Below are 20,042 nucleotides of genomic sequence, written 5' to 3' on the forward strand. Positions count from 1 at the left end.
GATTTAGAGCGTCATTTTGTACCAAGAATAAATGAGAATATACAAATATTCGTACCAGAATTAATTGAGAATATAAAGTGATGTACTAGAATTAAATGAGAATATAACTCATTCAAACCAACATTATTTGAGAATATCTTATCGCAAAACTTGCCTCCCTTCATTTAACGAAAATCACTGATAAGAGTATACTACTTAGCATATTTTAAACGAAGATAATATCTTGTTTACCAGGAGAGCCTTGGAGCAAGAAATGATGTTCGTACTTTCCTAGATAAGTTGCTTGTTGAGGAGAAAATAACCCATTTGAACTTTAAAACAGAAAAAATCAAAGCATTTGGAGACCATCCCAAACCGGGGGGTGATAGCACAAATGCCTAAATTTGCAAGTTTTAACTTCCTCACAATAAACTGATAGATGCGCTTAAAAATCATCTAAGTTATCAATAGCCGATCCTTATTTTTCCTCACTTTGCAGATCACCCCCCGGTTTGGGATGGTCTCCTATTTGTGCAATTTAGAAATGTCCCCTTTTGTTGATACCTTATCCATTGAGGAATCCCAACGAAAGGTGGGGGATCATGGAAGGTTACATAACAATGAGCAAACAAGATCTAACTTGCCTCGAGCTTATTCAAAAAGTCACGTTAAGCTCTTGTTCTTAGCGGACAAGAGGCGTGGCCCCCATTGACAATAGCAACAAAGCTCGGGGCTGGGTTAATGGAAGGATGCTTCAGCTAAAGCTTTTTTGTACTGTTGTGAGTTCAGCAACCGGTTCATGTATCTAATTTTTCTTTTTCTTTTGCGATCAAAGCTGTAGGTGTAAGATCCCACTCCTCCCCCGAGATGACTCAGGCTACAGCCTCCATTGTCCCGCAACTCAATTTTATCTTCTGTTACTTTGATTGTAAATTGACACCTAGGTTTATTCCTAACTTGGGTTCCATCGGGCTCTGTATAGATAAAAGTATCGTTTGAGGTATAAGAGGCAATTCCCCATTGCGCACCTACCCTCGCCCAAGCTGACGTAATACGTGTTCGAAAATAGATAGACTGCTCTGAGACTTTTACAATCTCAAGGATGTCCTCAGGATCTCCAGTCGGAGGATAAGGAATGGACGAATCTACCCCATGTAGAAATTTATAAACGCCTTCAATGCTTTTGATGAGTTTCGCAGTGCTTTTTGTAGCAGTTAATGAGAATGCAGGTGCTTCGGCTTGCGGATGGGAAGTTGCAAGACATAATAAAATAATTGCTAATAGGATAGGGAGTCTGACAATCATTGGAACGAAAAGTTACTCGAAGGTTGTTATTATGCCATTTCTTGATCTTCCCCTATATTTAATGGTCTTAAAGGGTATAGTCAAATTAACTTTGCCTTTTAGTTAGTCTGAAAGATTTTACTCTTATTGATAGAGGAGAATGACTTATGGCCACAAAGCCATTTTGCCCCAAATGTATATTCTCATTTATTCTTGGTACAAAATGACGCTCTAAATCAAGCATGGACGTTTATGATATCAAGCATTTACACCTTAGGGGCTGTGTGAGAAGTCATGAAAGTGAAACTCTCACGCAGTCTTTAAGGTCGAGTGCTTCATGTTCAAAGTTTTATTCAGATTTTCCAGCTTTTCAAAATGATGAATTCCCCATAAAAAACCCGTAGTCACAGGAATCATAACAACCCAGATTCCCCAATGTCCCAGAGATCCAGGGGGAGTTCCCTCGGTCTACTCACCCTTCAAGGTTCGATGTTTTTTTTAATCGACCATATTATATGGCGTCATACAAAAGCCATTTCTATCCGACTATTGTCAGTTTTTAGTGAATAGAGACTGCTTGAACAAAATCATCCACAATGCAATTAAATAATTCTGGTTGTTCCCAATGGGGAGCATGGCCACAATCAATATGATGCATACTTACTAAGCTGCTATAATTAATTTCCTTCTTAATGTAGCCATTTTTTATCCATGGATCTTTTTCACCTATAATTACCGAAATTGGTGTATTGGTGCGCTCTAGAATGTCTTTCGCGTTGACTCCAATACCGTCTTTCACAGATTTAATCATAAAATGACGTGCATTGCCGTCCGCTCTCATATTTACCTCAACAAGATCTGGTACCTCATTTGGAATAAATCCACCATGAGTAAGAAATTTATAAGCATCTTGAATGGAAAATTGTTCTTTTTGACCCGTCAGATAAGAGACATCACTCACTTTAAATCCCTTTGTTAATCCCTCTGCAGTTAAAGGAATAGGAGGTGTCCCTGTAATAATTAAACCTGCCACAAGATCCGATCTTTGACTTAATAACTCAATAGCAATATGCCCCCCCAACGACCATCCACAAAAAATGGATTGAGAAATATTTAGCTTTTCCAGTGCTTCAATAATTACTCGTGCATAACCTGGAAAGGAATAAACCTGTTCAGGATTTAGAGCATTTTCGCTCTTACCATGTCCAGGTAAATCAAATGCAATGACCTTATATTTTTTCCCTAAGGTATCAAATTGTTTTTTGAAGGCTTCTTTGGAGGAAGAATTACCATGAATTAAAACAATAGGAGTTCCTTTACCTTCAGAAATTGCGTAAGCTATTTTGCCTCCAGATGTATTGACGAAACTCTTTGTATATATCTCTTGCGGTTTATCATAGCTCATTGCACTTCATACTTCTTGATAGTTAAATAGTAATTATTTTAGTTGGGTTTCTTAGTAGTAGTGAACTTCTTTTCGAAAAGTAAAGTTCCTACACACATGGTATTGAGTTTTAAAGCCAAACCATTTTATTAAGGCCACAGTAAAGCAGACTTTTATATTGTTCAACTTTTTATTAATTTATTGGATAAGTTTAAAAATTAAGATAGCAAAAAGCTAAAAAACCATTCTCTTACTTCAACCTATTTCTAAACTAGGGGCAGCATACGCCATCCTAGCCTTGAGGTTAGCATTCATTACCTAGCAAACATAGGAAGTGGTGGATATAGGACACACACTACCCTATAAGATTGACAAAGTTTTTGAAAGTAGAATTGAATGCTTTCTGCCCAATGATCGATCGCCGCATCAATAGAGGTGTCAGATCCAAACGTTCTTTCCTGTCTCAACGCACAATTAAATTATATTGCTTCTTTCACATCAAATAAAAGTTAGAAAATCTGAGGGACATGTAGTTATGAAAGGAGAATAGTTGTTACCCCATAAACCCGAGAACCTTGTAGTTGTTGATAGGTTATGGATTAAAAAAAATGGCATCTGGGAACCACAATAATACAAGCCATTAAGTACTTAAAAGTTTAAGTGAGCATAGACTTTATTTAAATAGCTTGGCAGCTATGATGGCTATTTGAGAGAAACTTATATATTTCCAGCAACTCTTCTTGCTCCAATGCTTCACCTTTATCGTACTTATCTTGTAAATAGCAGACAAAATTTCCTAGATGAGCCAAATGCCAGGCTATGGCAAAAAACTTTGTACTGTTTATTTCTACATTTTTTCCAAATGTAAGGGTAATTGCTGCTTTCATGTTGTTAAGGTTACCAATAGGAACAGTTATCCCTTTACTAATGTCATACCTTTTAGCTGCAGCGAAGAGTTCTTCTTGTTTTGGCAGATCAAATTCTTCTAAAGAATTAATCCCCTCCCCCCACATGAAAGGCATAAAAGTCTTTTTAGATCTCAAAAGCACCGGATCTACCTCATAAAAACCATTAAAATAGAGGTTTAACCATTCCTCTGGGTAAGAAGATATAAAATTTATAGGCCTACATACCTTAAACGATTCGAAATTTACGACATTGGAAGAATCAAAAACAACATTCGTTTTAGGGAGAGTGAAAATTTTTTGATGAGATGGTGGAACATCAAAGCGACAGATTGCAAAGTAATTGTAATTTAATCCTTGTAAAAAGGAATCAATTTGCTGTCTTATTAAGCTCATAACTTTCCACTCCAAAAATTAAATAAAATTATGTTCTTTTGTATCGAACTTGTGTACCGTATATAATTCATTTTTATTTTTCTTGATAGCAAAAATTTAGCTTAAATTTCCCTTTTAGAGCTTTTTTCCTTCTTCTTCGATAAATTAGGATGCTTTTTTTTTAAAACCATCCCTCCTCTCCTAATGAGCGTATTATCCTAAAAATGTATACTTTTTAAGCTAATAAGAGAAAAAACAACCCAGGAATTTCTAAAAAACAGCAAGAAAAATTATAGAGTGTAAATTTTAGAAGGAAAAATGAAAAAAGGCAAGTTTCTATAGGTTTTGATACTTGTAAGTAGCCACCTGAACATCTATCTCCAGTTTGTTAAGTAAAGGAGAATATAAATGTTAATACACTTAAATGCGCAAACTTCCAAGTATCACAACGACATTTTAGATGAGTTTTATAGGATAAGAAAGAAAATATTTATAGATAGATTAAATTGGGATCTTCCTGCTCAAGGAGATAAAGAGATAGATCAATATGATCATAATCAATGTAATTATCTTTTATCTATTTCAAATGATAAAGTAAGTGGGGGAATTCGGCTTACTCCATCCCTTGCTCCTAATTTAACATTTGATACATTTAGTGATGTGTTTAATCTTCCAACTCATATTAAACCTCAAAATAATTTATTAGAAATTAGTAGATTAGGGATAATAAAAACCTCCGACGAGATGCCTTCAAATATCGTCCGAAGAAAGACCCTCGAGTTATTTCAAGGAATTCTTAAATTTGGGTTATGTCATGGTTATGAAAAAATTATTACAGTCACTGATATAAGAATCGAGAAAATTTTTAAACTTTCAGATTGGCCTCTTGAAAGAATATCTGAAGTGCAACAAGTAGGAAACACACGAGCATTAGTAGGCTTCCTGCATATTACCCAGGAATATTACGATAAAATACAAGCTAAATTAGACCAACTCTCACCGGCTTCCTAGATAAGCAAAATTTATCTGTTAGCGGTAAAAGAGGAAACTTCTAGGGGGTCATTCCTAGAAGTTTTATAAAATCTGGATAACAAATTCAGACTTAAATAATAGCTTTTCTATTTTATCAGGAAAATATGATGTGTGTTTTAAACTTTCTTGCTGTTCATGAATTGAACACGATTCAAAGAACAATTTCAAAAAGCAATTCCATCCTTGAGGAAATTGCTTCGGTTCGTCGCGAAGCTGCTGATGCTCTTCTAGCCGCTCAAAGTTCATTCGCTTTTAAATCTCTATGCCTTCAATCCACTGTAGGTGATGATGGAGAAGAAAATGAGGTATCTCTTAAAGAGATAGAAAATAACTTTGAAAAAACAAACCTTTATTTAGATCACCATCTAAAGAAAAGCAAAGAAATCTTGATGAGAATCAGGGAAACTCAGTCTTTACTAGATGACTGAGCTTCGATTTACTTTTGGGGGTTTAACCTCCCCCATTCATCTCTAAATTTTTTAAATGACCTTATGAAAATGGATCTCAAGGTCCAATAACAAGGGAATAGAATATTATTATGCTTAATAGACTAACTTTTTTAAAAGGCTTAATATGGTTTGTGTTAAGTCTACTTATCAGCAATTTTAATGACCTTCTCATGAAAGGACTTGGTCAAAATTTACCTAATATGGAAATAGTATTTTTTCGATTTTTATTCGGAACTATTTCTCTCCTTCCCTTCATATTTGCCTTAGGACATCGTTCCTGGAAAAGTGAACGTCTTTTCCTTCATGGGATTCGGGGCCTCCTATTGTTTGTTGGAATAAGTCTATGGTGTTATGGACTTAAAGTTCTTCCTCTTGCTACTGCAGCGGTTTTAGGCTTTACCGTTCCTTTATTTACATTGCCTCTTGCCTTTATTTTTCTTGGGGAGCGCGTCCATTGGCCAAGATGGGTAGCAACTATCGTCGGCTTCGTAGGCGTTGCAGCTATATTAATTCCTACTGCCTTTAATGTTTCATGGGTAGCCTTTACGCTTGTAGGAGCGTCTTTATTATTTGCCATAATTGACGTTATCAATAAAAAATTGGTCGCGAAAGAGAGTATGGTCACTATGCTTTTTTATTCAGCTTTAGTCACAACAATATTAAGCGCCTGCCCGACCTATCTTGTATGGCAGAGTCCAACCTCCCATCAACTTTGCTTGCTAGTCGTGTCTGGAATAGGATCTAATTTGGTCATCTACTTGCTTTTAAAAGCTCTTACAAGTATGGAAGCTTCAGCTTTGGCTCCTTTTCGCTACCTTGAATTTCTTATGTCGGTGGTTTTTGGCTTCTTGTTCTTTCAAGAGTTACCCAGTTTGTATATTCTTTTAGGAACAGCCATTATTATTCCCACCACAATTTTTGTTGGGTTTTATGAAGTTTATACTGACAATAGACATAAAAAAGGAGAGATGGCCACCCTTGAACCACAAGCTTGTTACGTGCTTTCAGAAGCAGAAAAATTCTATTTGCAGTACAATTCCACAAAACGCATGCTGACGAATAAGAGGCCTAATAAAGGACTTCAAAAACTTGTGTGAATAAAAAAATTAATTCCCACCAATTACCTCTTCCAGACCAAAAAAGAAACCGGCTCACAAATCGAAATCTTTTTACCCTCTAGCTTAGCTAGGGGGTAACTTTGATAAAAACGCTGCTAATCCCCCCTCACGCCTTTTGATACCTTCTTTTTGCTCCTTAGATTCCAGGCAAATCTTCAACGTAAATCTTTGTACCCAAGTCCCATTGCTTCTTATCTTGAGTATTTATAATCAAACGCTGGTTGTTACTCTCCTACATTAAATAACCAACCGTCCCATCTTGTTTGGGGATGACCTTTTCAATAGAGAATAATAGTTTATTCTCGGTATATTACCTTGAACATCCACACACTGCAGCAGAAACTAAAGACAACGCGATTAATAGAATGCTTTTATTCATAAATAAGACCTTTATTTTGATGGAGTTTCTTTTTACGTATTAGGAGGCAAAGATATAGATTCTTCACTAAAAAATAAACGGTTTTAAATAAAATTGAGAGTTAGCCACTAATATCCAGGCTTCTTTTACACCCTTTTCCAATTTCCTCAGTTCTTTTCCAGGGAATTACCCATAAGGTACGTAGGTTGTATATTACTTAATTAAAATTATTTTTATGGGCAGTTTTTCCTGTCTAAGATCTTTACATCAGAGATAATTCCCTCATGATCTACAAATTTAATGATAAACTGCTTGCCATCCAACCCGGCACACTTTACAAGAATCTCTTTTCCAGACTCCTCATATTTCTCTAATCCATCATAAAAAAAAGTGATAGGAACAGAAAGGCATTGACCTAGATCAAGAAGACGGCTTGCCGGAATGCGATCTAAACCATTTTCGTATTTATGAATTTGCTGGCTTGTTACCCCAAGAGCTTTTGCCACATGATGCTGTGGTAATCCTAATTGCTTGCGACGTTCTTTGAGTTTTTTGCCTATCAGGCTTTCTATGGAGGAAGTTTTCGTTGGCATTTTTATATCTGTCTTTCTTATTGAATAGCCTTCTTTATAGTTGCTTTTCTTTCCCTAATCGGAAAAGGAATTACGTTTTCTCTGTTAGAACTAACTAGCTTTTTTTCCTGGCTTTTAGCTTTTAGGGGAAAAAGGTCATTTTTTGTTTCGTTTTGAAGATAATGTTTAAGTAAAAGATCATCTTTTTGCCTTTTCCATAACTCTTTACGGATTATGGTTTTTAGATTTTCTGTTTTTTCAACAAACCGATCATAATCTTCAGGAGATGCAGGGAGCATCAAGAGAACCCGGCCATCCTGATATAAGGGAGAAGTAAAAAAAGAATCAAAAGGTGATAAGTTTTCAGCATCTTTCTTTTCCAAAATGAGCCTTATTGCTTCCTCATCAAAGTAATCAGCAATAAAGAAAAGAAGCTCTAACCCTTGTAATACAATTTCAACCATTGCAGCATCATACAAAGACAAACTTCGCATTCCTAAAAGCTCGCCTGTCTCCAAACTAAATGTTTTAAGAGTTAGGCTCTCATTGTCATTTTCCAAAGACAAGCAGACAGAAAAACCGGTTTCTTTTTGTGAAAGAGTTAGTATGTTTTCATGAAATGAATAATTATGTTCAAGATGGTAAGAAAATGTTAGCTCTTCCCAAGAAGAGACGCTCTCTTCTAAAGCACAAAACAAATTTGGACCATTCATAAAAAAATTATTTGTAAAGTTATTCATTCCGGCTCCTAACATATCTTTTTAAGCCCTTACAATATGTTCTTAAATGGTACATATTGTAAGGGCATAATAGTTATTTCTGTTTCGTGTGGCAACTTATATTTACTGCCATAACTTAGCCTTTCTAATAAAATCTCATCTCTAAACACTAAGTGAAAAATATGTATAATTTTCCTTATAAGAACATATTGAGTTATTTATAGAAAAAACCTACTTTTAAACTTTATAAGAAAGAAAAAATGAAAGAGGTTTCGTAAAGGACTATCTCAATGATTTATTTTGGATATCCTTGTAAACCTTGAAGGTAAAGGATACATTTATTCCAGCTTACAATAAAAATGAATGATTCATGGATCAGGATCAACTTTTAGCTTTCTACTATACAGTAACCTTAGGGTCTACGGTAAATGCTGCTAACAAACTAAATGTTACCGCTTCATGGGTTAATCGACTTATCAAAGCTCTTGAGGAAGAAGTAGGGCACCAGCTTTTCACAAAAAAAGGCAAACACCTTATCTTGACACAAAAAGGAGAAATATTTCTTAAGACCGTTAAAAAGTTTTTTGCAGAATATGAACATTGCCTCATAGAGATGGAAAAAGTCTCTAATAAAATGGAAGGGCAGTTTACCTTATCACTTCCTTCTTTTATTAGCAGATCATGGTTTGTAGAGGCGGTAGCACCCTTTATTAAAGCTCATCCTAACATCTCTCTAGAAATTAAAACTTTGGCAGAGGCGCCCGACCTTAATGAAAGAAAGATTGATGTTGATATCAGGCCACTTTCAAAACCAGATGAGAATATTATAGCAAAGTATTTGATGACCTATGACATTGGCCTTTATGCCAGCAAATCCTATCTTCAGGAAAAAGGATCGATAAAGCAAGCTAGCGACCTTGAATCCCATCATCTCATCTCCTTTTCCAGAGATTATCTCTTTCCTTATGCTCCTGTTAATTGGCCCTTAAATTCAATCTCTAAAACAAAACAACCTATAGTTATTGATTGTCCCCTTGGGATCGCGCATGCCATTGAAGCCGGACTTGGCATTGGCCCCCTTCCTAACACCGTCGCCAATCTAAGCAAAACCTCCTTGATTCCCATCTTGCCTAAAATGCTGACTCATTCCATCGATATCTACTATACATACCCCAAAGCTTTATCAGAAAGCCGTGTTGTCAATGAACTTTATGATTATTTACACACCCGCCCAGAAAATCCTTTAAACGGTAGAATTAGAGCGTAATTTCATAACTGGCTTAACCTTTTTTCTGACTTAAAAAGCGAATTTAAAAGCCTTAGCATTGTACAAACCTTTCTTACCATTCACGCACAAAATTATAGAGAAACGATCTAAAATTATACTTATTGACCAACCTTGCTAAATGCAATAGCTATAACAATTATAGATGAGTCCATCACAATTTAAGATGGATATTTTAGTAAAATTTTATTTTTTATTAAAACCAAATACTAAATCTTAAATTTAAATTTATTAATTAAGGTAAGTTTGTTTAAAAAAAATTAGTCAGATAATAAACAACCAATAACAACAATAAGGTTTATATTATGCAATTAGCTACAAGCTCCACTTCCACCCAAGAAGACTTTTTACTGTTTCTTCAACAATGGGACCAAGAATACTCTGCTTCTCTTAGTAGAATAGATCTCTTTAATTCGTCTTTAACGGCTCAATGGAAACCATCTCAAAAAATATATTTTGCAAAATTATTTTATCATGTAAGGGGACACTTCATTGATTTTCTTTGGCTATTAGGTAATCATGCTTCTGATAAAACAACTAAGGACATTATATTAGCAAACCTAGCAGAAGAGTTTAATAGCTCTGCTAAGTCCCATGAACAAATGTATATAGATTTCGCCACTAGCATAGAGGCAGACTTAAGCGAAGAAATTATTGAAAATAAATACTACCTTCCTTTCATCCAAGAATATAATAAAGATCATTTAAGGTGGCTAATAAATAATAATGAAGAAAAAAGATTTTCTGCTTTTTCTGCCTATGAGAGATTAGACAATGTTGATTATAAATATTTAGCAGAATTAGCCACCTCTCTGAAAGCTTCCCGAAAGGGGCTTGTATTCTTTAAAGTTCACTTGAAAGCGCAACATTTTGGAAACACAGAAGATTATCTTTTCTCAATCTGGCAGGAGAATTCTGCTTGTGTTAAGGAATCTTTTAACTTTATAGGTAATCATCAATTAAAAATGTGGAAGAATTTATCGGATAATATATTTGGCTATACAGAATAGTACATTGTCCCAATTTTGGGGTAAGATTTTCGACAAGGCTTTAACAAGAATAGAAGCCGCACAAAGTAGTATAAAATTCTTTGGCATTGTAATGGCAATTAATTACCCCTTATATTGGATAATATGGAATAAGGGGATAGCTATAAATGGTAATTATACTGACTTATTCTTAAGATTATGTGCTACTTTGTTATGCTTAGGTCTTGTGTTTAAAGATTTATGGAGATTAAGGCTTAAGCGTTTATTTGTAGCATATTGGTATTTTACGGTCATTTTCTGTTTACCTTTCTTCTTTACATTTATGACACTCAAATACCATGCATCAGCTGTTTGGTTGATGAATTTTATGTCATCTTTTTCTTTCTCTTTCTTTTCTTTGACCTTGTAATGGCGCTTACTATATTTACTATAGGAGCTGTTGCAGGGTGTTTAGTTTTTTACTATCTTTTGCCACCTTTTTATCTAGATTTAGGGTCTATCGATTTATTTGAGTTCTTTTGTACAATTTTTGCAGCGGTAATTATTGGGGGACTATTTTCTTATAAAAAAGAAAACATCCAAAAAATCAAACAACAATCCCTTAAAATGCAAGCGGCCGCCATAGCGCATGAGATGCGGACTCCTTTAGCTGCAATTTCCCATTTAGCTGATGGACTGAAAATTAATCTACCAATACTTATAGACACTCAACAAACGGCACAAGATAAAGATGAGAGCGTAACCTATGTTCATAAAAGCCAATTACAATACCTTGAAGATACCCCCACAGAACTAGAAGCCGTAACAAAAAGCGCTTTTATCGTCATTGATATGTTATTGATGAATTTACGAGAAAATCCGTCAGAAGCTGTACTTGAGAAACATTCTATATTAGATTGTGTGAAGAATGCGCTTGAGGCCTATGCGTTAACAAAGCGAGAGAAAGCCTTGATTTCACTTGGTATTGCTGAGGACTTTGAAATTAAGGCAAATTCTCATCTTCTAAAGCATGTCTTTTTCAACTTGCTTAAGAACTCTCTTCATTATATTAAAGCCGTCCGAAAAGGGAAAATTGTGATATGGACAGAAAAGGGAGAACAGGTTAACAAATTATACTTTAAAGATACCGGTAAAGGCATCTCCAAAGAAAGCCTGCCTTATGTCTTTAACCAATTTTATAGCCGTACTGACCATGGAACAGGAGTTGGGCTTGCCTTTTGTAAAATGGTGTTGCAACACCTAGGTGGCGATATTACCTGCGATTCTATAGAAGGGGAATTTACTCAATTTACTTTAATATTCCCAGTCCTTAAATAGCTCAACCTTATTCTTCTTTTTTTTGGATTAAAGAAGAAAGGGAGCCGTTAGCCCCCCTCTTCTCTCATTTACTCCGACTATATTTCTCAAAAGAAATAATTTCAGAATGGTTTACATAATCCGCATCAGGAACATAGGCAACATAATATGTTTGATTCCCCTTCAAAGTTTGAACTGGATAGGCATATTTTTCCCACACTTCAGGATCAGGTTGCATTTTTACTCCACAAAATGGTAAACAGACTGTCTTACGATTTTCTTCTAAATCTTTGATTAAAGAAGAAGATATCCGTTTGCCTTCAGCAATTTTATTTTCGAAGATCCCTTGAAATTCTAGCTGAATGTTTTCAAAGTTTTCTTCTGAATATATAAAAAGAGCACTTGGTCTACCTTTTGAAGTAAGAAAAACAAATCCACCAGAAATATCATTTAAATAATATTCACAAATATTATTTTTTTCGAGTAACTCATTAAAATAACTAGCAAACACGGGATCATATAAGGCTGTATCTTCGGGGTTTCCAACAGCATACTCTTTAATAATTGATTCAACGGAGCTGCCTGTCAGAGACTTAAAATATTTAAACTGACTTTCACGAATAAACTCATTTATAACAGCTGCTTGACCTGTAGTATTCTTGCGAATAAACCCATCAATAATACCTTTGTTAAAAGCTTGAATTGCTAGTTCTTCGTCAGCAACCCCTGTATATAAAATCTTCCGAATATGGGGATTATTCAATTTTTCGCAAAACTCTAGACCTTTCATGCCTGGCATCTCATAGTCCACAATGACTGTAGATACTTCTTCATGGCGCTTAGGATTATAAATAGTTTTGTAAATTTCCTCTACTTCTCGCTCCCGTATAGAAAAAGAAGGAGATAAGAAATTAATCGTCTGAGAATTATTAATGAACTCTAAAGCAGTATAAGGATCATCAAAAAAATCATAGCTTGCTACATTCATATCTAGGATAGCTCTTAGACTCTTTAGCATCCTGGAATTATCATCCACAAAAACAATTTTAGTTGGAAAATAACAACATAACAAAGAATTCATGATTCCTTCTTTCATTTCTCAAACTCATAGCTCTAGTTTTACACAAAATATTTAAAAAATAATATATTAGCTAAAGTAAATAGCCCAAAAATTTAAAATTTATGAGCATAAATTTTTATATTATCACGTTCTTACTCTTTGAACATCTTTGTTAAATAATCGCCAAAGGCCCGAACACTATTCATTTCTTTTATTTCTTTAGAAAAAATATAATATATTTTCATTGCAGGGCCAGAAACTTCAGGTAAAACTTCCTTTAAATTTCTAGTAGTTAAACCTGGATAATTAGATGGTAAAGAGATAACCCCTGCCCCCTCCTCTGCAAGCTTCAACCCTCCCAAAATTGAATTTATTGTCACGGAGGGTTCCCTTCCATTTTCTAGCGTAGTTCCAATTTTTAAATGCCAATTGGCGTCTACCAAATTTTTTTCGTAATCAGCCACTTCTATTAATGCATGATTATCTAAATCTTCGACTGTTTCTGGTTTACTATTTCTGCTCAGATATTCAGGGCTTGCATAAAGCTTGTATTGAAGGCAGGTAATATAACTCTGAACTAAATCAGGCCTATTTTCTATGTATGGATGAATTAGGACGCTTTCTTTACAAAGAGGCAAATCTACCGTTTTAGGTATTTCATCAATGTTAATTTTGAGCTTCGGGTAAGCTTGCATGAAATAACAAAGGGAAGAAGACAAATACATGGATATGAAGTTAGAAACACTTACCACTTTCAGATGCCCATTCACTTCCTCATTTGGTTGCTGCAAAAGAAATTGTAGGGGAGCAATTTCCCTAAATACTTTTTCGACAACGCTGAAAATCTCTTCCCCTTTAGGGGTCAAGTTAATACCCTTACCATCACGAAAAAACAACTGATCGTCCAGAGCCACCTCCAATTCCCTTATGGTTCTGCTGATCGCAGATTGAACAACTCTCAAGTGACGACCTGCTTTTGAGAAGCTTTTAAAATATGCCACGTAATAAAATATCCGTAATTTATTCCAATGCGGGAAATCTGACGAGGGATACAACAGGGTTCTCCTATAAATTTTGCCCTTTATAAATCAAAAAACTAAATACTGGCTTTAATAGGATTTCCCTAAGCAGCTAGCTTCAATATAAATTTTATTTTAAACCCCAATTCGCACAAAAATCCCCTCACTCTTTTTTTTTGAAAAAGAATGTTAAATTTTTTCAAAATGGGAAGTTGCTATTTTATTTTTTTATTACAGATATAAACAGTGATTATAATTTTCGACCAGTTACCAAATAGACAGTCACTATTTCTGGTATGTCAATATGCTCTACTCAATATGACAAATAATCATAGCAAGCAGGCAGCATCACATAATCTTTTTCAGATTAAACACCTTAGAGCATCACAACCAGCCTTAACATGAATATCTTTGGCTAGCAGATTTATAAGATCAAAAAACGAAGCTGCGGTGCAGCAAGTATGCTCCTAGATTCCGGATAAGCGTTTAGGCTGCGCCTGGACTTGTTAAGAATGAGATGGGAGAGGGTAAAAAAACCCCACCGCGAGAGTGGGGAGAGAAATAATGCTCAGGAGGAATGCTATATTAAAGACACAAAATCATGCCACTGGGAGCGAGAGCTTCGCGAATGGCAGGGATTTTTTCGGGTTCAACCCACCAAGTCCAAAGCGTGTCAGAAATTTGTTTAAGTTGACCGCGTTCTGCAGAGGCCTGAACCCAATCCTGGAATCGGCTGCCGTTAACAATTCTGTCCAGATGCGCCTGACTGAGGACGTTAAAGGGATAGATGTCACGGAGATCGCCGGTCTTGTAAGTTTCTTTAATGAGACAGCTCTGATACCATTTAAAAATCTGTTCTCTTTGTTTCCCATGATCTGAATCTTCATAAGCTAATTTTAATCCATGTGAATACCCAAGTGCGTACGGATCTGGCCCATATTTTTATCCTTATAATTTTTTATAATTGTTTTTTAAAAATTAATATAAAGTGCTCGCTTATTAAATATAATAAAATTTGCCTTTATCCCATGTGAAATTGCCTAACAAAGAAAAAACGGGCGTATTGATTGGAGTACTCCACGTTGCATTTCGAATTAATCAGACATTTCCATACGAGTTACACTCTTCACAAACTCAGGCACAGTAAGCTGGGATTCAGATAGTATTTCTTGTAAAGTCTGTTGTTGCTTTTTGGTAATCGAATATTTAGTCATATAGGCGAGCTTCCATCCTAGCCTAATAGCTTTAAGTATATTTTTTTATCATGGATATTGTATGGCTTTTGATCATATTTATCTTTGTAGTACTTAATAATATGGCTGAAAATTGGTTGTGCTTCTGACATTTCTAACCTACAAGAACTGTGGACCATTCCAAACCTGGTAAACTCCAACATGTATTGCCAACCACTCGCTCTTTTATTTGCTTTAAATGCCAACCTTGCTTTTTTAAGGCAGGCTTTACCAAAATTAGCTTTTACATATGGCAAATATTCATTTGGCTTAAATTCCATCGTTATCCGATTTATAAATTGCTGGTCTGTTTCATCAATCTCTAGAGGGCTTTTGACAAAAGGATGAGCTACTTGATATACCTCTTCAAAATTTTCTTTATCATTTTCCAGCATTTTAATTTTTCTTATGCATAATGGCAGGGAGTCAGGGAATCTAAGACATAAAATGTTAATCACATTCGATGTAAAGCCTCTTGTTACGCCCTCTATTTTTGTGGAAAGTAATACCTGGGTAATAGCTGGATGAGTGTACCAGAAATCTAATTGTTCAACTAAGGCAGCTTTTACAATTGTATTAGACACCCTCTCAAAAACTCGATCTCTTGGCAGTGTTTCACTGGAAGGTTGACGCGTTGCTAGAGTATATCTAAGTTCACTTAATACTCTAAAATCCCACCCAGTAGATGTATAATCAGGGCCTCCACCCGCCTTCTCCAAATTAGAAGGCATACCATAGTATTGCTCATGCGCCAACACTCGAAAAACGCTATATATATGGGGAAAAGGAAGAGAAAATCCTTTTTCTTCAATAGAGCTTCGCAGTTCACTAAGGAGCTTGGGCCAAAGAATATTTTCATGTAAAAATTTCCCGCATTTAGTACAAGTATCAAGCCAAGAGTACGCATCCACAATAATGCCTAGTAACTTAGGTTGTGTTCCTTCTAAAATATCTTTCTTATGCTCTTCTTTAATTTTGTCTAAGCTACGAATTAATAATTGTGGATTTGTTCTTATTAGTTTTACAAATACCCGCTCACTGTGGGAGCCATATCCCCCTATTGCATATTTTCTTATCCTTTCAGCAAAAGAAATATTAGGTCCATAGGCAGAGTCAGGGTTAGGGCATGTAAGCATATTTCCAAGTTTTTTAATTAGGCCCCAAAATTGCCGTGATGTTTCTAATTCTTTTAAAGAATCAGGGTTAGCGCTACTACTTATGTAGATTAAAAGATTTAGTATATCGGTTTTTTGGGTATTATCTTCTAGTTTGCCTAGGGAGTTTTTTATTTGATCTAAAGCAGCGGAAATAAATAATTCTTTCTTATCTCTAAGAAATGCTTTAAAGGAGGCTTCCTTAAATCGTTTTTTATCTTGCTCCCCTTCTTCTTCAATAGCAGGTTTAGGAGGAGGCATCATTTCAAGCAATACCCTTACTGTGTCTTGACTAAGTTTAAAGAGAGAATCTAAATCATTTTTAAATAAAAAGCTTAAGAAACGACTTGTAAAATTTATAGTATTTTTTTGTTGTATAATATTATCTTTTGTATCTTTAATGTAAGGGCAGATGTCTGCAATTTTTTTAGCCACTTCAGCTAGGCGCCAAGGTTGAAAAACTTCCCATTCATCATTAACGATTCCATCATAAAGAGCGCAAGGGATATAGGCATCAGCTACATTATCTCCAGAATATATAGCCACCTTTGGGCCATCCTTATCTTTATAAATAAAGTTATAAAAATCCTCTATTTTTTGCTGGGTATCTGCCTTGCCATTGCCACTCATAAATACAATATCAGCACCCTTATCGTCCTTTAACATGCCTCCAGGAATAAGCTTTGGAATGCTATTATCATCCCATTGAATTACAAAGCTAATATGAGGAACATAAATATTGGATTTGTCGGGTGTAAAGCTTTTCTCATGTATATCAAAATCGTTTACATAACCGTTTAACACCTTTAAAATAAGCCCCAGCTGGGATAAATATCCATAAATTTTTGAAGATAGTTTAAGGGGAGCGAGAGCTATGCTTTCACCTTGTCTAAGTAAGCCATAACCAACTTTAAGTTTGTCTTCGTCTTTTACAAAACGGATATAAGACTTTGTATAATCTTTTTCCTGTTCTAACCTGTGCCTCTGTCTTCCTTTTTGTTCAGTATATGTGATAAAGCGTGGCAACCATTCTTCAGACGTATACTCCTTTGGGTCATTAATAAGGCACATCTTCTTAGAATCAGAAGATTTTGCCTCAAATGAAATTGAGCAATTAAATAGTGTTAAGGCTATTACTAAGCAAGAAGTTTTTAAAAACATATGTTTTATCCATATTTATTTTTGAAAAAATATATAGTTTCGCTGCCGATTGTGATGGCCCAAATATTCTTAGCTAATTTCTTTTTACTAAAGCTTTATATGAAATTTACCTAGAGGAAAAACTTATTGTTTGTAACTTGCTTATGTTATCCCCTATTTAGCAAGCGAGCCCTAAGAATATGGGTAATTAATTGAAATTTAAAGGTTTTAATACGTATGTCATTTTTGGAGTAGAGTTGAGGTAAGCTCAAGAGTTAACATTAAAAAGGATGATGTTAATAAGCCACATACTATAAAGTATCTGTGTGGTGGTCCCCAATTATAGGACAGTTTAGCAGCAAAAATAAGCTATGAGTAATGATAGCTTTGTATTTTAACAGCTTTGTTTCTGAGGCTTTTGAGTTAAATGTGGCCATGTAAATTTAAGAATGAGGTCAGTCTTTCTGCCGTGCCCTCCAGGTTTTGAATGGTCTCCTACTCTCATCTCCTATCCTGCTTGCTACGGCACACTCTCATCCATACGCCAACTTCCATTAACTGGCTTCTTGCGCTTGCGTACCCTTTTATCAATGAGAGGAACAAATCGACGCACCCATCTTTGTAACGTTGAATGATCAAATGGGTGCCTCGAATCACCATCATTTCTTCTAATTCTCGATAACTTAGGGAGAACCGACATTTCATATATACAAAAAGCATGATCACAGATGGAGACGAACAAAATCCTTTAAAGTAATGTAGCAGCGGCGGCGATATAATGAGCATCTAAAATTTATTCTTTTTGCAATGAATCTTGAACTCATTTCACCTTGTTTTCAACAGATGCGACAGAACCGATAATACTACTTATCCAACTACTTTAAAGAAATTTAAGCCTTCTTGGTTTAATAAATTTAACAAACCATCTTCCCCTAATAAGTGAGCACAACCCACAATTATAAGGATAGAAGAGTCGCCATTGTTTTTAATAATATCTTTTATTTTAGGTAACCATATTTTGTTGCGTTTAGTAGTGTCTTCTCGAATGTACTCTTTGAGGTATTCCTCATCTCCATTTAAATAAGCTTCATTTATTGCTTTTCCCATCAGTTGCTTTACAAGTTGCTGTCTGTTTATATTTTTTTTATGTATTTTTTTTGCTAATTCGGCTTCTTCATCTGCTGATGAAGGGTATAAATTTAGCAACTTTTGAATATTGTGTTTAAGTTGGTTGGTACTTACTTCAAATTTTTCTCTTGCTAGTTGATCTAGTTTTCCTGAAGTCTCCAATCTAGTATGTCCATCTTCTAAGCCATAAGTTTTTTTAAAATGTAAGCAATTAATATAAGAGTCTATCGTTTGATGACTATTACTATATTGTTCGCTATTTCTACCTGCAGAGATGTTTGAAAACCCAGTTAGTGAAAATTTTTCCAAAAGCTCTTGTCTTCTAATCTCAATATTGCTTTTAATACAATCATTCAATATTGAGGGAGGAACTCCTTTTACTTCCAAACCCCAGGCATTTTTAAGATCTAAACTAAATTTTTTTAAAAGAATGCTATGATGCTCAGGGGTTAAGTTATCATCAGGCCAATTAGGAGGAATTGAATCAAGGTAACCCTTTTGCTGCAGCGTTTCTAAGGTTACATCTGCAAAGTCAAATAGCTCAGGAAAGTCCCACGACCTTAAATTAAAAACTTCTTTTACAAGAATACTTGCCTTTTTCATTAGTTCTTTTATTGAATCATCGATACAAGAATGAGGCAAAGTATGCAAAGTTCCAAACAAATACACTACTGGGGCCTCAAGATCATTAGCACCCTCTAATTGATAGAAAAATAAACTTTTTACAGCTGGTTCTGTGCCTTCCTTAATAGTATCATCTTCTGCAGCTTGAGGAGCAACGCCTAGTGCAATGATAAAATAAAAAAAGCAAGCAAATATTTTTAACATATATATTTTCCTTTAATTTTAATAAGACAAAAGATATTAGAGAATTTTGCAACAGGAATAACTTCTTCATTTTCCTTTCTAATTTTTTACTTATTTCGGAGACCATTCAAAAGTTGGAGCTGCGACACGAGGTCTTTGTTGAGAGGGTGCTGTCAAGGGATATTGATCAGCATGAGGGGCAAAGGGCGCAGCAACGATAATGCCAACATTGAGCGGTTATGGCGCACATTAAAGTATGAATGGACACTGCTCAATGGCTATAGAGGTGTGGCAGATTACAAAAAGCTATTACCCAAGTTTGTAGCGTGGCCTAATCACACTAGGCCACATCAAGCACTAAACTATCAAACGCCTGCTGAGGTGTTGGTTAGTAGGCCTGGTGGATATGAGGAAAACCCTGACGACTTTCCTACAATATCCACGAGACCCAACAGCATTTGTAACCAGGAAAGGCTCTCTTAATTTTGGACTTTTTTTGATATGATCCATGGGTGCACTTCCCCTTTTCTCAAGGCAGGTTGTGGGACTCAGTATGGGGCAAAGACAAACAAAGGATCTTGTCATAAATGCGTTAAGGCAAGCCATTCTTCATAGAGGCATCCTTCAAGCTTTAGTGCATCATTCAGATCGAGGAAGTCAATATGCCAGTCATGAATTTCAGGCTCTCCTGCAAGATTATGGGATCACACCAAGCATGAGTGGGACAGGCAATTTTATGACAACTCTGTCATGAAGA

At 35.4% G+C, this 20,042-nt stretch carries 17 protein-coding genes and 2 pseudogenes; 8 read left to right on the forward strand and 11 right to left on the reverse strand.

What is annotated here, in order from left to right:
• Positions 1 to 717: 717 nt before the first annotated feature.
• From IG80_RS0110160 to IG80_RS0110170, 3 genes are all read right to left on the reverse strand, one after another.
• A complete protein-coding gene (locus tag IG80_RS0110160; RefSeq protein WP_032112565.1) occupies positions 718 to 1,284 on the reverse strand; it encodes a hypothetical protein in 567 nt (188 codons plus the stop codon).
• A gap of 538 nt (positions 1,285 to 1,822) precedes the next feature.
• The gene (locus IG80_RS0110165; RefSeq protein WP_032113952.1) at positions 1,823 to 2,668 is read right to left on the reverse strand and encodes an alpha/beta fold hydrolase; all 846 of its coding nucleotides are present in this window, start codon (positions 2,666 to 2,668) and stop codon (positions 1,823 to 1,825) included.
• A gap of 656 nt (positions 2,669 to 3,324) precedes the next feature.
• Complete coding sequence (locus IG80_RS0110170) at positions 3,325 to 3,948, reverse strand: autoinducer binding domain-containing protein (RefSeq protein WP_032113953.1); 624 nt, start codon at positions 3,946 to 3,948, stop codon at positions 3,325 to 3,327.
• A 387-nt stretch (positions 3,949 to 4,335) separates the two neighbouring features.
• On the opposite strand from IG80_RS0110170, the gene IG80_RS0110175 reads away from it, so the two are divergent.
• The 3 genes from IG80_RS0110175 (at position 4,336) to IG80_RS0110185 (ending at position 6,505) form a co-directional block, all read left to right on the forward strand.
• Positions 4,336 to 4,938 (forward strand): acyl-homoserine-lactone synthase, encoded by a 603-nt coding sequence (locus IG80_RS0110175; RefSeq protein ID WP_032113954.1) that lies wholly within the window; start codon positions 4,336 to 4,338, stop codon positions 4,936 to 4,938.
• A gap of 125 nt (positions 4,939 to 5,063) precedes the next feature.
• Positions 5,064 to 5,387 (forward strand): hypothetical protein, encoded by a 324-nt coding sequence (locus IG80_RS0110180; RefSeq protein WP_156962178.1) that lies wholly within the window; start codon positions 5,064 to 5,066, stop codon positions 5,385 to 5,387.
• Positions 5,388 to 5,497: 110 nt separating this feature from the next.
• Positions 5,498 to 6,505 (forward strand): DMT family transporter, encoded by a 1,008-nt coding sequence (locus IG80_RS0110185; protein ID WP_075553232.1) that lies wholly within the window; start codon positions 5,498 to 5,500, stop codon positions 6,503 to 6,505.
• Positions 6,506 to 7,117: 612 nt separating this feature from the next.
• Here IG80_RS0110185 and IG80_RS0110190 read toward each other — a convergent pair.
• Entirely contained in the window at positions 7,118 to 7,477 is a 360-nt protein-coding gene (locus IG80_RS0110190; RefSeq protein ID WP_052046356.1) for a helix-turn-helix domain-containing protein, read from the reverse strand.
• A gap of 17 nt (positions 7,478 to 7,494) precedes the next feature.
• Positions 7,495 to 8,196 (reverse strand): hypothetical protein, encoded by a 702-nt coding sequence (locus IG80_RS0110195; RefSeq protein ID WP_156962179.1) that lies wholly within the window; start codon positions 8,194 to 8,196, stop codon positions 7,495 to 7,497.
• A gap of 349 nt (positions 8,197 to 8,545) precedes the next feature.
• Between IG80_RS0110195 and IG80_RS0110200 the strand changes: the two genes are divergently transcribed.
• From IG80_RS0110200 to IG80_RS0110210, 3 genes are all read left to right on the forward strand, one after another.
• The gene (locus IG80_RS0110200) at positions 8,546 to 9,442 is read left to right on the forward strand and encodes a LysR family transcriptional regulator (protein WP_032113957.1); all 897 of its coding nucleotides are present in this window, start codon (positions 8,546 to 8,548) and stop codon (positions 9,440 to 9,442) included.
• Positions 9,443 to 9,765: 323 nt separating this feature from the next.
• Positions 9,766 to 10,470 (forward strand): iron-containing redox enzyme family protein, encoded by a 705-nt coding sequence (locus IG80_RS0110205; protein ID WP_032113958.1) that lies wholly within the window; start codon positions 9,766 to 9,768, stop codon positions 10,468 to 10,470.
• Between the two features lie 330 nt (positions 10,471 to 10,800).
• On the forward strand, positions 10,801 to 11,766 hold the full coding sequence (locus IG80_RS0110210; RefSeq protein ID WP_232224395.1) for a sensor histidine kinase: 966 nt from the start codon (positions 10,801 to 10,803) through the stop codon (positions 11,764 to 11,766).
• 64 nt (positions 11,767 to 11,830) lie between these two features.
• Here the strand turns inward: IG80_RS0110210 and IG80_RS0110215 are convergent, their stop codons facing one another.
• The 6 genes and pseudogenes from IG80_RS0110215 to IG80_RS0110235 all read right to left on the reverse strand — a co-directional run bounded on the left by IG80_RS0110215 (position 11,831) and on the right by IG80_RS0110235 (position 19,306).
• The gene (locus tag IG80_RS0110215) at positions 11,831 to 12,826 is read right to left on the reverse strand and encodes a response regulator (RefSeq protein WP_032113960.1); all 996 of its coding nucleotides are present in this window, start codon (positions 12,824 to 12,826) and stop codon (positions 11,831 to 11,833) included.
• A 131-nt stretch (positions 12,827 to 12,957) separates the two neighbouring features.
• Positions 12,958 to 13,596, reverse strand: a complete 639-nt coding sequence (locus IG80_RS0110220) for a LysR substrate-binding domain-containing protein (protein WP_232224396.1) — start codon at positions 13,594 to 13,596, stop codon at positions 12,958 to 12,960.
• A 69-nt stretch (positions 13,597 to 13,665) separates the two neighbouring features.
• Positions 13,666 to 13,860: pseudogene (locus IG80_RS16945) on the reverse strand (helix-turn-helix domain-containing protein); the annotation flags it as partial.
• 1,195 nt (positions 13,861 to 15,055) lie between these two features.
• Positions 15,056 to 17,371 (reverse strand): hypothetical protein, encoded by a 2,316-nt coding sequence (locus tag IG80_RS0110230; RefSeq protein WP_032113963.1) that lies wholly within the window; start codon positions 17,369 to 17,371, stop codon positions 15,056 to 15,058.
• Between the two features lie 508 nt (positions 17,372 to 17,879).
• A pseudogene (locus tag IG80_RS14200) lies at positions 17,880 to 18,136 on the reverse strand (IS6 family transposase); the annotation flags it as partial.
• Positions 18,137 to 18,217: 81 nt separating this feature from the next.
• Positions 18,218 to 19,306: a TraB/GumN family protein gene (locus tag IG80_RS0110235; protein WP_032113964.1), complete on the reverse strand. Its 1,089-nt coding sequence runs from the start codon at positions 19,304 to 19,306 to the stop codon at positions 18,218 to 18,220.
• Between the two features lie 162 nt (positions 19,307 to 19,468).
• Between IG80_RS0110235 and IG80_RS0110240 the strand changes: the two genes are divergently transcribed.
• Positions 19,469 to 19,768, forward strand: coding sequence for an integrase core domain-containing protein (locus IG80_RS0110240; protein WP_269517189.1), 300 nt, complete (start codon positions 19,469 to 19,471; stop codon positions 19,766 to 19,768).
• A 25-nt stretch (positions 19,769 to 19,793) separates the two neighbouring features.
• The gene (locus tag IG80_RS13525; RefSeq protein ID WP_052046358.1) at positions 19,794 to 20,039 is read left to right on the forward strand and encodes an IS3 family transposase; all 246 of its coding nucleotides are present in this window, start codon (positions 19,794 to 19,796) and stop codon (positions 20,037 to 20,039) included.
• Positions 20,040 to 20,042 lie beyond the last annotated feature (3 nt).

This window comes from Candidatus Paracaedibacter symbiosus (assembly GCF_000757605.1).
GTDB classification, from domain to species: Bacteria; Pseudomonadota; Alphaproteobacteria; order Paracaedibacterales; family Paracaedibacteraceae; genus Paracaedibacter_A; species Paracaedibacter_A symbiosus.